This is a genomic window from Pseudomonas peli, assembly GCF_900099645.1.
GTDB classification, from domain to species: domain Bacteria; phylum Pseudomonadota; class Gammaproteobacteria; order Pseudomonadales; family Pseudomonadaceae; genus Aquipseudomonas; species Aquipseudomonas peli.
In genome coordinates, this window is record NZ_FMTL01000001.1 from 1,665,828 (window position 1) to 1,678,536 (window position 12,709).

Consider the following 12,709-nt stretch of genomic DNA (forward strand, 5'->3'; position numbering starts at 1 on the left):
CGCGCTCACGCCATACTTCCACACGCCAAATAACGTCAGGGTGACTTGAAAATTACTTTTAAGTCAGTGACCTGTAAGCTCCTATGTAGCTCAGTTTTGATTCCGGCAGGCTGTACCCATTGCCCGATATTCAATAGTCTGCAAATCGCCGCTGGAGTCCTCATAGGTCATCTGAGCCGGCATTACCTCGCAACCAGAGCCTGTAGGACTCGTATGTACAACCTTCGCGATGTCCAGCTTCATGCCGTAGCGATAGTGAGTCACCTCGGGCGGAGTCTTGCCACGAGCAGCAGCGTATTCCTGCATCGCTCTTTCATTATCCTGAATCATTCGACCATAGACGCGGTCACCGCCGCCTTCGGCCATAACCAGGGACGATGCAGAAAGAATAGATACCGCCAAGACAGCTTTAAGAATGTTCACGTTTAATTCCTCTACTTAGGTTGTAGTGAAAATATAAACGTAGGCACCTGTCATCAAAGTGAAGCGAAAATTACATCTTCGTAATTGCAGTATTAGGGAGCTTTTTAGTAGCTCAAAAATATTAAATGACAGGGGCAACTCAGACTTCCTCTCCAGTTACCCCGAGTCATCCCCAGACCTGCTACATCATGCTCCTCCCCCTTTGCGCCGCATCAACCAGTAGGCAGCCGGCAACACCAGCATCGACAGCAACGGTGCGGTGATCATCCCGCCGACCATCGGTGCGGCAATTCGCTTCATTACTTCAGATCCCGCTCCCTCGCCCCAGAGGATCGGCAATAGACCGGCAATGATCACCGCGACCGTCATCACCTTCGGTCGCACGCGCAGTACCGCCCCCTCTCGAATGGACTCAAGCAAAGCAGGACTATCTGTGCGCCCCGCTTCAACTCGGGAATGCCAGGCGTTTTGCAGGTAGATCAGCATGATCACCCCGAACTCTGCCGACACCCCAGCCAGCGCAATAAAACCGACACCAGTGGCCACCGAGAGGTTGAATCCCAGCCAGTAGAGCAGCCAGACACCGCCGGTCAGGGCGAACGGTAACGTGGCCATGATCAGCAAGGCCTCGCCCAAACGATTGAAGGTGAGATAGAGCAGCACGAAGATAATCAGTAGTGTCGCCGGAACCACCAAGGTCAAGCGCGCATTAGCGCGTTCCAGGAACTCGAACTGCCCCGAGTAGGAAATGGTCATGCCCGCATCTGGCTTCACAGACTCGGCCACCCGCTGCTGCAGCTCACGTACGGTCGACGCTAGGTCACGGTCGCGGACATCGACATAGACCCAACCGGAAAGACGCCCGTTTTCGCTGCGCAACATCGGTGGTCCTTCGCTCAGGCTTATGTCGGCCACAGAGCCGAGTGTGATCTGCTGGCCTGCTGCCGTAAGGATGGGCAACCGTTGCAGCGCCTCGGGGCTGTCTCGCCACTCTCGGGGGTAGCGCAAATTGATCGGATAGCGCGCCAAACCTTCTACGGTTTCACCGATGTTGCTGCCACCAATCGCCCCTGACACCACCGCCTGGATTTCATCGACGTTCAGGCCATAACGTGCTGCGGCCAGGCGATTGATTTTTATATCCACGTAACGCCCGCCAGTCAGTCGTTCAGCCAGCGCCGAACTCACCCCCGGTACCTGCTTGGCTACCCCTTCGATCTCACGGGTGATGCGTTCAATATCGAGCAACGAAGTGCCGGCAACCTTTACCCCGATAGGGCTCTTGATACCGGTGGCGAGCATGTCGATGCGGTTGCGGATAGGTGGTACCCAGATGTTCGACAGCCCAGGGACTTTTACCGCCTGGTCCAGCTCATCAATCAGCTTCTCCGGTGTCATGCCATCACGCCATTGATCGCGTGGCTTGAACTGCACCGTGGTCTCGAACATCTCCAGTGGCGCGGGGTCGGTGGCGGTCTCCGCTCGGCCGGCTTTGCCGAACACTTGCGCCACCTCCGGCACGCTGAGAATCATGCGGTTGGTCTGTTGCAGCAGCTGGGTTGCTTTACTTGCGGGCAGGCCGGGTAAAGCCGAGGGCATGTACAGTAGGTCGCCTTCGTCCATCGCGGGCAGGAACTCACCGCCCAGCCGACTTAGCGGCCAGAGACTGGAAAGAAAGATCAGGAGTGCCAACACCAGGGTTGTCTTCGGCCATACCAGCACCGCTTCAAGTACCGGCCGGTAGGCCGCGATCAGCCAACGGTTCAGTGGGTTCTGCTGCTCATTGGGGATATGCCCGCGTATCCAGTAGCCCATCAGCACCGGTACCAGAGTGACTGACAGCCCTGCAGCAGCAGCCATGGCGTAGGTTTTGGTAAAGGCCAGCGGACCAAACAGCCGGCCCTCCTGGGCTTCGAGGGTAAACACCGGGAGAAACGACAGGGTAATGATCAACAGACTGAAGAACAGCGCAGGGCCGACCTCGGCAGCCGCCTTGCCGATCACCTGCCAATGCGTGTCGCCTTGTAGGCGCTCGTTCGGATGCTGTTCTTTCCACGCTTCGATGTGCTTGTGGGCGTTCTCGATCATCACCACGGCTGCATCGACCATGGCACCAATGGCGATGGCGATACCGCCTAGGGACATGATGTTGGCGTTGATGCCCTGATGACGCATGACGATAAACGCCATAAGGATGCCGAGCGGCAGGGTAATGATCGCCACCAGCGAGGAGCGCAGGTGCCAGAGAAAGATCAGACAGACCAGGGCGACGACCCCAAACTCTTCCAGCAGCTTGAAGCTGAGGTTGTCGATAGCCCGGTCAATTAACTGGGAGCGGTCATAGGTCGTCACCAACTCGACGCCCGCAGGTAAGCTTGCGCGTAAGCTGTCCAGCTTCTCTTTTACTGCACTGATCACCTCGCGAGCGTTCTTGTCCGAGCGCATGATCACCACACCACCGACCACTTCGCCTTCACCATCTAGCTCGGCTATACCGCGGCGCATCTCCGGGCCGAGCTGAATGCTTGCTACCTGGCCAAGCAAAATCGGTATACCGGTCGGTGACGTGCGCAACGGTACATTGCGAAAGTCCTCCAGGCTTTCCAGATAGCCAGAGGCGCGCACCATGTACTCACGCTCGGCTAACTCAAGGACGGCGCCCCCGGCTTCCTGGTTCGCCCCCTGCAACGCCGCCTCAATCTCCCGCTGAGTTACACCGTAGGCAACCATCTTCTGCGGATCGAGCACGACCTGATACTGCTTGACCATGCCGCCTAATGTGGCGACTTCCGCCACGTTAGGTAGGCTTTTCAGCTCGTACTTAAGAAACCAGTCCTGGATTGAGCGCAACTGCGAGAGGTCATGTTTGCCGCTGCGATCCACCAAGGCATATTGGTAGATCCAGCCCACGCCAGTAGCGTCGGGGCCAAGGGTGGTGGTGACCCCATCAGGCAGTCGATCCTGCGCCTGGTTGAGGTACTCCAGTACGCGGGAACGTGCCCAATAGAGATCTGTACCGTCCTCGAATAACACGTAGACAAACGAGTCGCCGAAGAACGAATAACCACGCACGGTCTTCGCACCTGGCACAGAAAGCATGGTGCTAGCCAACGGATAGGTCACCTGGTTCTCGATGATCTGAGGGGCCTGTCCTGGGAAGCTGGTGCGGATGATCACCTGAGTGTCGGAGAGATCCGGTAAGGCATCTAGTGGCGTGCTACGTAAAGACCAGATGCCCCAGGCAGTGATAAACAGGGTCGCCAACAAGACCAGAATGCGGTTGCCAATTGACCAATGGATCAAGCGCGCGATCATTGGCTCGCTCCTTGTTTAATGAGCTGCTCAACGAATAATCCGGCATCGCTTTGTCGTACTCCAATGCGGACGGCATCGCCTATCTTCAATCCAGCCGAGACTTCTGGCTTGGCCAAATCAAAAACCATGGTCATGCCTGGCATACCGAGGCTCTCGAAAGGGCCGTGCTCCAGCGTGACCGTTTGATCATCAAGCTCGCGGATCACACCCTGGGACTCATGCAGCGGGGCCTGCACGGGCACAGGGTCGCCTACCTGTGCCATCACCCCCTGTAAACTGGCTTCCGAATCAATCAGGAACTGCCCTGAAGTCACCACCGCCTGCCCCTCAGAGAGGCCCGCAAGCACTTCGAAGCGGCCATCGGCTTCCCGCCCGACCTGGATCTCATGAGGACGGTATCGTCCTTCACCTTCAGCTAGCATGACCAGAGCGCGTTTACCGGTGCGAATCACCGCCTCGCTAGGAATAAGCAGCACCGGCTGCTCGTCTGCGCTATTGAGCCGCACCGATGCAAACATACCGGGGCGTAACTTGCCTTCTGGATTGGGCAGCTCACTGCGCACGGTCAGCGTTCGTGTCTGCACGTCGGCACTCGGCAATAGTGCAATCACTCGGCCTTTGAGAGTTTGGCCTGGAAAAGCAGTCAGGCTTGCACTGATCTGCGCGCCAAGCTGAACCGCTGCGGCCTGGGACTCAGGGATGGCCGCGTCGAGCCAGATGCTCGACAGCCCATTGAGGCGTGCCAGGTCTTGGCCTGCCGAAACCGCCATGCCAGCGCGTACCTCCAGGGACAGCAACTCACCGCCAATTGGGGTGACCAATGTCTGCAATGCCTTCGGTTTAAGGGTATGTTGCACATGATCGATCAACCCTTTGGGCATACCCAGCAGGCGCAGGCGTTCACGCGCGGCGTCGACCAGCCGAGCATCACCGCTCTGCAATACCGCGATGAACTCAAGCTGGGCAGCAGACCACTCGGGTATCAGCAGGTCAGCCAACGGAGTTCCTGCAGGCAGTACATCTCCGGGGGCACGGCCATATACCCGCTCGACAAAGCCGGCAGAGCGCGCCTGCAAAGTAGCGACTTCGCGCTGGTTGTAGGCCAGTGAACCTACCGCATCGATACCGGACGGTAGTACTGCCCGTACGACCGTCGAAGTGCGCATGCCTAGGTTCTGAATTGCTTGCGTAGGCACGCTGAGAGCAGTCGTATCCTGCTCAGTGCCGGCATACTTGGGCACCAGTTCCATGTCCATAAAGGGAGACTTGCCTGGCTGCTCGAAGCGCTGAGTCGGCACCATCGGGTCGTACCAGTAGAGCACCTGACGATCTTCTGATTTTGCTGCTGGCATCTGATCATGGGATGAGCCTTGCTGGCCCAGCCAGAATCCACCAGCGGTTCCAGCTGCCGCAATGGCCAGCCCGACTAGGCAATACTTCAGAGCGGACGCTTTCATTTCAGGCCCTCCACATAGGCGTAATACAGACTGGCGGAGAGCTGGGTGAGCTGACGCTGTTGTTCGATTTTCCGCAGTTGCGCCTCGATCAGGTCACGACGGGCATTGATCACAGCTGCCAATTGACCGTTGCCCGCTTTGTAGGCGGCGAGCTCCAGATCCACGCGCTTACTCGACAAAGGGATAAGGTGTTGTTCGGTACGGTTCAACGTCTTGCGCAGTTGCTCCAGCTCGGCGAGGCCGCTTTCCAGTTCGGCTTGGTGAGTGCGCCGCAGCACCTCCTGTTCGGCCTCCACCTGGGCCACGCTGTGTTGCTTGGCGTTGATCTTGGGTCCCTGACGAGTGCCGACGAACATGGGCAGGTCAAAGGTGAACTGCAGCATCACCATGTCACCGAACTGGTTATCGCGGTTGTTGTAGGCGAATTCCACACCCCAGTCGGGCTTCTTCTCGGAAACTGCCTCGGCCAGCTCAGCATTAGCTTCGCCCACACGGGCGGCCGCAGCCCGCAGATCTGGATGTTCCCCCAGACGATGCTGCAGGTGCGGTACTTCCAAGCTAAGCACAGGTGGAGTCCCGGCCAGTGGCTGACTCGCATCATCGCCTACCCAGCGGCGTAACGTGGCGCGTGCAATCGCAACATCACGGTCCAACTCATCGCGTCGGTCCTCAAGCGTTAAGGCGTCCTGATCGGCCTGAAGAAGCTCACTGGATCGCGCGGAACTGCCAGCGATCAAGGCCTGAACAGCTGAGCGCAGCAGGGTGATCTGCTTATCCAACTGAGAGAAAAGCTCAACGCGGCGCTCTGCGTAATAGACATCGAGCCAGCTCAGCGCCGTCTGCCGCTTGGTCTCCAAGACCATCGCGCGCTGTTCCGCTTCGGCACGAGTCACCGTGGCCTCAGCCAGTTGCCGGCGAGCCTGGCGCTTATGGCTGTTAGGCACTTCCTGCATCAGGCCAATGCGGCGCATGGTCATAAAGTCGCGATTAAGCGAGTAGCGATCCGGGCCTTCAATCGGCAGGTTATCCACGCCCAGAATCAACTTGGGATCAGGTAGAGCATCCGACGGAAGCACAGCCTGTTGTGCCGACTCGACTTGGGCCTGCCTGGCAAGATTCTCAGGGGCCGAACGTTCGGCAAGGGCTTGAGCACGGGCGAACGTAAGTGGCTCCGCCTGCGCGGTGAGAAAGAAACTCACCCACAGCACGACAACCAGCACGCCCGAACAGCCACAGCGTGCGATAAGGAAAGCAGACATGCTTTCGTCTCCAATGACGGTGATCGATGCCGCCTAAATGCAGGCGACAACAGAACGCTCCCTTAGCGGAGCGCATTTCAGATCAGAGCATCAGGAGACGCGTGGTGGACGCCAAAGACCGGCGGGCTCTCGTTGAAGTAGCCGCTGTATCAGCGCTGTTTGCGGGGAAGCATGCAATGGAGCGAAGGGTTTGATCACCACAGTTTGCAGCAGACCACTGGTTTTGCATTCCTGGCCGGATTTGCAGGGCGATTTGCTGCCTGAGCTGGAGGTGTCGCTCATGTCCTCACAGCAAGGGGCCTCACTGCCGGCATGATCCATATCGGCAATGGCGCTTTGCATCGGGCACGGCTCAGCTGCCGGCATGCTGCCGAAAGCTGGCAGCATCAGGCTGAGGATCAAAGCCAGGACCAAGGAAAGCCGATACATAGCGGTTGCCGTTAGTGTGTCTGAATGAACATTAGCAGAGCTCTTTTACACAACACAGCGATAAGACGTCCCAGGGGACACTTGATCAACAAACTGCATCGCCTGGCCACTGTGCCGATTTAGGGCTCTGCTCTCAGCCGCAATGCTGCGGCGTAGGTAAGCGTGGTACTTAGCTGGCTGATGCGGGCAGCTTGTTATCCGCTCAACTCTTGGTCCGCTACTACAGAGTCGAACGCTTCTTTAGTTAAACCCATTTGCCGCCAAGGTTGCCCAGCGGCGCTGACGGTGGGCGTAGAACAGGCGCGCAAATAGCCAGACGAACGGAGTGAGGATGCCCGCCTTAATGGTCACGCTATCTCGGTAAAGCGTTCCTCCGTTGACCTCTTGTGCCGTAATCAGGTGATCCCACTTGTTAATCAGTGGGCTGTAACCGTTGTCTCTAAGCATGAATGTCTGAGCGTTTTCCGTCTGCGGGTAGCTGATTACAATCGCCTGCCGCCCAATGGGAAGTACGCCGAATAGCTTTAGCCTGACCCAGTAAGTGCCCTCGCTCCAAGTGCTAGGAAACTCTGCGGGAGTCAGCGGGCTGAAACTCAGTAACGGTGATGCAACCTGACGCAGCAGATGTGGCGTGCGCACCTGGGCGACCACCTCTGCCAATGAGCACGGAAGCTGGGTAGAAAGATCAATTTGCATGGGCGCAATCACCGACTAGATTGGGTTTGCTCGTCATCGGCAAGCAAGGTCTGTAGTTCTTCGGGAACCGGCATGGGCTTGAAAGCACTGATCCTAGAACGGCCTGTATTGCCGATAGGCACCCAGATTTTGGAGAACAGCAGGGCCGCGAAAATACGTGGTAGTTGTCCCGCGACCTCGCGGTAATCGCCAGTCTGCCAGCCGAGCACAAGCATCTGCCAGTGTGACCTGGCATGCAGCAGGGGTTGGCGTTGGGTCAGGATGTGCGCGCGCTCTAGCCATTGAAAGGCATCTGCGCCGCGCTGTTCCTGCATAGCCTGCCGAGCCTGCTGAAAAGCTTGTTCAATCGCGAGTTGCAATGCTGCTTTCATCTCCAATTCTCCAGTCCTACTTTTTAAGAAGGCGCAGGCCGTTGAACACCACCAGTAGGCTGACGCCCATGTCTGCAAAAACGGCCATCCACATCGTCGCCTGACCCGTTAGCGTCATGGCGAGAAACAAGGCCTTGATACCTAACGCCAGGACGATGTTTTGCTTGAGGATGGCTGCGGTTTGTTGAGACAGGCGGATAAAGGCCGGGATTTTGCGCAGGTCGTCATCCATCAAGGCTACATCCGCAGTTTCGATGGCAGTGTCTGTGCCTGCGGCGGCCATGGCGAAACCGATTTCAGACTTCGCCAGCGCCGGCGCATCGTTGATGCCATCGCCGACCATTCCTACAACGTAGCCGCGCGCCTGCAATGCTTCAATGGCCTGCAATTTGTCGACTGGTAGAAGGTTGCCGCGTGCCTCGTCGATGCCTACCTGCTGTGCAATCGCATCTGCGGTGTGCGGGTTATCGCCGGTCAGCATTGTGGTCTTCACGCCAAGCGCGTGAAGCTCATCGATTGCCTGACGGCTGGAATCTTTGACGGTATCGGCAACCGCGAACAGGGCAACGGGCCGCTGTGGATTGCACAGCACCACCACGGTTTTGCCTTGGCGCTCAAGACGTTCGAGTGTCGCTTCCAGCTCGGGTGAGCAAAGGCCAAGTTCTTCCACCAAGCGATGGTTACCCAGGTGGAAATCTATGCCTTCGATGGCGCCTCGCACACCGCGACCCAGTAACGCTTCGAATCCCTCAACGGCAATAAACGTCAGGCCATTCTCAGCGGCATGCTTGGCTATTGCCTGCGAAACCGGGTGGTCAGACCGACTGGCGAGACTGGCGGCATGGGTGCGGTAGCGTTCTGAGTCCTGTTCAACCAGCGGCATGTAGTCAGTCTGCGCAGGTTTGCCATGGGTAATGGTTCCAGTCTTGTCGAGTGCCAGAAAGCCAAGCTTGCCGCCGATTTCCAGATAGACGCCGCCTTTGACCAGGATGCCTTTGCGCGCCGCAGCAGCCAGGCCACTGACAATGGTGACGGGCGTCGAGATGACCAAGGCGCAAGGGCAAGCGACAACCAGCAGCACCAGGGCGCGATAGATCCAGTCGTACCACGGTGCGGCCATAAACAGCGGTGGCACGATGGCGACAGCCAGGGCGAAAAGGAATACGACGGGGGTGTATACCTTGGCGAATTGATCGACAAAGCGTTGAGTTGGCGCACGTGAACCCTGCGCCTCTTCGACGGCGTGAATGATGCGGGCCAGCGTGGTGTTAGCTGCGGCGGCCACAACGCGGTATTCCAACGAGCCGGCTTCATTGATAGTTCCGGCAAAAACCGGGTCGCCAATGGTTTTCTCTACGGGCAGGCTTTCCCCTGTGATCGGTGCCTGGTTGATGGTGGAGTTGCCGGCAGTTACCTCGCCATCGAGGCCGATCCGCTCGCCAGGTCGAACCCTGACCAATACGCCTAAGGCGATGGTTTTAACCTCAACTTCAAGCCATGAGCCGTCGGCCTGCTGCACCGTGGCGCGCTCTGGAGTCAGATCCATCAGGCCACGGATGGCATTGCGCGCCCGATCCAGCGACTTCGCCTCGATCAGCTCGGCGACAGAAAAGAGGAACATGACCATGGCGGCTTCCGGCCACTGCCCTATCAGCACCGCACCGGTAACTGCGATGCTCATTAACGCATTAATGTTCAGGTTACGATTTTTCAGGGCGATCCAGCCCTTCTTATAGGTCGTCAGGCCGCACAGCAGAATGGCCAGCAATGCCACGCCGGCCACACCCCACTCAGGAGCAAGCTCGGCGAAGTGCAGCACTTCAGCCGATACAGCAGCCACGCCTGATAGCGCCAAAGGCCACCAAGCCTTCTTGCGCGGCGCTGCTTGCGCTTCATCGTTTGCTGTTGCTGAACCCTCAACCACTGACGTGAAACCAAGGTCGCGAATCGCTGCCAGTGCTGCTGGCAATGCTTCTGCTGTGTGGCTAAACGTCAGTACGCGTTGCAGCAGGTTGAACTCCAGCGCGCTGATGCCGGGCACTAAGGAGAGTTTGTCGCGGATCAGCTTTTCTTCCGTTGGGCAGTCCATCTGTTCGATTTTGATGCGGGCTTGACCTTCAGCAGAGAGCGGTTCTGCCTGCATACCTAGGGACGAGATCGCCGCTTCAATAAGAACGGTCGACGGCAAGCTGTGCCATACCCCAAGAACGCGATTGATCAGATTGAAATCGAGCTTGTCTACGCCAGCCAGCTTGCTCAGTTTGTCCTGAATCAGTGTCTGTTCGGTGGGGCAGTCCATTTGCTCAATACGGAAGCTGCTGAGCCTGGAACCGGCTACGGGACCTACCGCTGTGGCACCTGTGGCGGAACACTTACTTGCTTCGTTGGAGTCACAGCAGACATCCTTTGCAACCGCTTCAGGTTTTTGTTCGTCACCGCAGCAGCCAGCCATGGGGGTATCCTCATTGTTCAGTTGTGCAGAGTGAACACCCTGAAGCCACTACAGGGTCAAGCGTTTGTCGAAGAGGTATTTCATGAAAATTGGAGAGCTGGCCAAGCTTGCCGATTGCCAGGTTGAAACGGTTCGTTATTACGAACGCGAGGGGCTCTTGCCGGCTCCGGCTCGCAGCGAGGGTAACTACCGCCTGTATAGCAGTGAGCACCTTGAGCGGCTTACGTTCATTCGCAACTGCCGAACGCTGGACATGACCCTGGACGAGATCAGAAGCCTGCTGGCGCTGATGGATCGGCCAGAGGAAAACTGTGAGGGTGTAAATAGCTTAGTGGATGAGCACATTGAGCATGTGCAAGCGCGCGTGACTAGCCTGTTGGCGCTGCAACAACAGCTGGTTGAGTTGCGCCACCGCTGCGCGTCTGAGCGGGGCGTAGATGAGTGCGGAATCCTTCAGCGCCTGAACACCACCGGCGGAGTCAGTGCGCTTCCGGATGATGGGCACACCCATGTTGGGAAAAGTCACCGTCATTGACCATTACCTCAAAAGAGCGTGGAAAGTATTTACACACCCCGCGCGATTCACGTTGTAGTTGCCACCCCCCGCCTTAATGGGAACTTCGTCATCAAGATGAACCGCCCAGCTCGATAGCTGCTGTGCCTGCTGGTTGCAACGCCAAGCGAATCGACCGGTGCCTGTGCAAGACGCATGCTGTAACACAAAGCCAATCGACAGCTGCTGCGGGCCCGCTAACGTGCCATCCCCATTTAAGGAAAAGGGCGAGTAGATAACGATGAGAAGCCAGATAGCCCCCTCTGCAAACCCCTGGGGTTTGCTGCTCGCTGTGTGGCTGCTGGCGTTGACCGCGACCCTGGCCGCCTTGTTTATCGGTGAAGTCATGGGCAAAACCCCATGCGTGCTGTGCTGGTTTCAGCGCATCTTCATGTTTCCGTTGGCGGTAATGCTGACGATCGCCTGTTACCGAGCGGACTTCGCCGTTTGGCTGTACGCCTTGCCCCTGGCCGTTATCGGTTGGGCAATCGCCCTGTATCACTGCCTGCTGTTCATGGGCGTGATTCCGGGAAACCTCAAGCCGTGCAACGCCGGAACCTCCTGTTCCGGGGCCGACATGCTGATCTTCGGTAGCGTGCCGCTGCCGCTGCTTTCCCTGGCGGCTTTCACCGCCATCGTCTTGCTTCTTGCCCTGATTCGCCGGAGAACCCTCGTATGAATAGACGTGCCATTGTCCTGACCATCAGCGCTGTAACCATTGCCGGCTTTGTAGCCGCGGCAGTGCTCTATCAGCGTTTTTCAGCGCCTCAGGAGACCCAGGCCGTCACCCAGGCGAGCAGTTCGTTGGTACGTTTCCACTCGCCAACCCTTGGGCCAATCAACGCGCCGGTCACCATCGTCGAGTTCTTCGACCCTTCGTGCGAAAGCTGCCGGGCGTTCTTCCCCTACGTAAAGCAAATCATGGCGCAGTACCCACAGGACGTGCGCCTGGTCGTACGCTATGTGTTGTTCCACAAAGGCTCGGAAGAGGCCGTGCGCCTGCTGGAGACGGCACGCATGCAGGGGCTTTACGAGCCAGTGCTCGCAGCCGTGCTGGAGGCCCAACCGCTGTGGCATGACGACGCGCAAGCGCAGAAAGCATGGGAAGCCGCAGCAGCAGTTGGCCTGGATGTCGAGAAGGCCCGCGCCACGATGAACTCGCCAGCCATCGACGAGATACTGGCCAAAGATGCCGCAGACGTGAAGAAAGTCGGGATTCAAGGCACGCCCACCTTCTTCGTCAACGGCCAGCTGCTGACCAAGTTCGGCCCTGAGCCGCTGCTGGAGTTGGTGCAGAGCGAACTGCAGAAAGTGCGCTAAAACACAAAACTGGCGCAAACGCTGTGGCTGCGTTATCGAGCGTTTTTATGCGAACACTGGAAAACAGGATACCTCCGCCGATTGTGGCCAGTATTTTCGGGGTACTTATGTGGTTGGCAGCCTGCTATGTGCCAGGTCTCGCCTCGAAAACCTCTGGCCTGATCATCAAGGGCGGCCAGGAGGAGTTATCGAGGTTGGCGGTAAACGAGTACCGTTGTATGTCCGCGGCAAGGGCGGCGGGAATTGCGGTGCCGGAACTCTATCTCTCCGCCAACGCCAAGTAGTTCGTTATGCGCCGCTTCGACCGAGATGAGCAGCTCAACCCCATCGGTTTCGAGGACAGGGTGGCATTGAGGGGCTGGCCGCGGAGCAAAAGTACAGCAAGAGCTATTTGGCCTTAAATGCCAGTACAAAGCCAGTTGATGGCACCCGAC

The 12,709-nt window shown here is 57.8% G+C and carries 10 protein-coding genes and 1 pseudogene; 4 read left to right on the plus strand and 7 right to left on the minus strand.

What is annotated here, in order from left to right; all coding sequences use genetic code 11:
- Window positions 1-90 precede the first annotated feature (90 nt).
- The 7 genes from BLO50_RS07920 to BLO50_RS07955 form a co-directional block, all read right to left on the minus strand.
- Window positions 91-423 (minus strand): DUF2790 domain-containing protein, encoded by a 333-nt coding sequence (locus BLO50_RS07920; RefSeq protein ID WP_090250716.1) that lies wholly within the window; start codon window positions 421-423, stop codon window positions 91-93.
- Window positions 424-609: 186 nt separating this feature from the next.
- Window positions 610-3,738 carry an efflux RND transporter permease subunit gene (locus tag BLO50_RS07925; protein WP_090250719.1) on the minus strand — a complete coding sequence of 1,043 codons (3,129 nt, stop codon included), beginning with the start codon at window positions 3,736-3,738 and terminating at the stop codon, window positions 610-612.
- A complete protein-coding gene (locus BLO50_RS07930) occupies window positions 3,735-5,195 on the minus strand; it encodes an efflux RND transporter periplasmic adaptor subunit (protein ID WP_090250721.1) in 1,461 nt (486 codons plus the stop codon). Before BLO50_RS07930 ends, BLO50_RS07925 begins: the two co-directional genes overlap by 4 nt.
- A complete protein-coding gene (locus BLO50_RS07935) occupies window positions 5,192-6,454 on the minus strand; it encodes a TolC family protein (protein WP_090250724.1) in 1,263 nt (420 codons plus the stop codon). The genes BLO50_RS07930 and BLO50_RS07935 overlap by 4 nt, the downstream gene beginning before the upstream one ends.
- A 669-nt stretch (window positions 6,455-7,123) precedes the next feature.
- Complete coding sequence (locus tag BLO50_RS07945; RefSeq protein WP_090250728.1) at window positions 7,124-7,579, minus strand: hypothetical protein; 456 nt, start codon at window positions 7,577-7,579, stop codon at window positions 7,124-7,126.
- Window positions 7,580-7,587: 8 nt separating this feature from the next.
- Complete coding sequence (locus BLO50_RS07950; protein WP_090250731.1) at window positions 7,588-7,950, minus strand: DUF3703 domain-containing protein; 363 nt, start codon at window positions 7,948-7,950, stop codon at window positions 7,588-7,590.
- A gap of 16 nt (window positions 7,951-7,966) precedes the next feature.
- Window positions 7,967-10,249, minus strand: coding sequence for a heavy metal translocating P-type ATPase (locus tag BLO50_RS07955; protein ID WP_090250733.1), 2,283 nt, complete (start codon window positions 10,247-10,249; stop codon window positions 7,967-7,969).
- 235 nt (window positions 10,250-10,484) lie between these two features.
- Between BLO50_RS07955 and cadR the strand changes: the two genes are divergently transcribed.
- The 4 genes and pseudogenes from cadR to BLO50_RS21815 form a co-directional block, all read left to right on the plus strand.
- Window positions 10,485-10,937, plus strand: a complete 453-nt coding sequence (gene cadR, locus BLO50_RS07960) for a Cd(II)/Pb(II)-responsive transcriptional regulator (RefSeq protein ID WP_090250736.1) — start codon at window positions 10,485-10,487, stop codon at window positions 10,935-10,937.
- A 259-nt stretch (window positions 10,938-11,196) separates the two neighbouring features.
- Complete coding sequence (locus tag BLO50_RS07965; protein ID WP_090250738.1) at window positions 11,197-11,634, plus strand: disulfide bond formation protein B; 438 nt, start codon at window positions 11,197-11,199, stop codon at window positions 11,632-11,634.
- Complete coding sequence (locus tag BLO50_RS07970) at window positions 11,631-12,275, plus strand: DsbA family protein (RefSeq protein ID WP_090250741.1); 645 nt, start codon at window positions 11,631-11,633, stop codon at window positions 12,273-12,275. Before BLO50_RS07965 ends, BLO50_RS07970 begins: the two co-directional genes overlap by 4 nt.
- A 143-nt stretch (window positions 12,276-12,418) precedes the next feature.
- Window positions 12,419-12,675: pseudogene (locus BLO50_RS21815) on the plus strand (HipA domain-containing protein); the annotation flags it as partial.
- Between the last annotated feature and the right edge of the window lie 34 nt (window positions 12,676-12,709).

Coding starts and splice junctions, on each gene's coding strand:
- BLO50_RS07955 (WP_090250733.1), bottom strand. CDS start 10,249: ATGGACTGCCCCACCGAACAGACACTGATTCAGGACAAACTGAGCAAG.
- cadR (WP_090250736.1), top strand. CDS start 10,485: ATGAAAATTGGAGAGCTGGCCAAGCTTGCCGATTGCCAGGTTGAAACG.
- BLO50_RS07930 (WP_090250721.1), bottom strand. CDS start 5,195: ATGAAAGCGTCCGCTCTGAAGTATTGCCTAGTCGGGCTGGCCATTGCG.
- BLO50_RS07935 (WP_090250724.1), bottom strand. CDS start 6,454: ATGTCTGCTTTCCTTATCGCACGCTGTGGCTGTTCGGGCGTGCTGGTT.
- BLO50_RS07950 (WP_090250731.1), bottom strand. CDS start 7,950: ATGAAAGCAGCATTGCAACTCGCGATTGAACAAGCTTTTCAGCAGGCT.
- BLO50_RS07965 (WP_090250738.1), top strand. CDS start 11,197: ATGAGAAGCCAGATAGCCCCCTCTGCAAACCCCTGGGGTTTGCTGCTC.
- BLO50_RS07925 (WP_090250719.1), bottom strand. CDS start 3,738: ATGATCGCGCGCTTGATCCATTGGTCAATTGGCAACCGCATTCTGGTC.
- BLO50_RS07945 (WP_090250728.1), bottom strand. CDS start 7,579: ATGCAAATTGATCTTTCTACCCAGCTTCCGTGCTCATTGGCAGAGGTG.
- BLO50_RS07970 (WP_090250741.1), top strand. CDS start 11,631: ATGAATAGACGTGCCATTGTCCTGACCATCAGCGCTGTAACCATTGCC.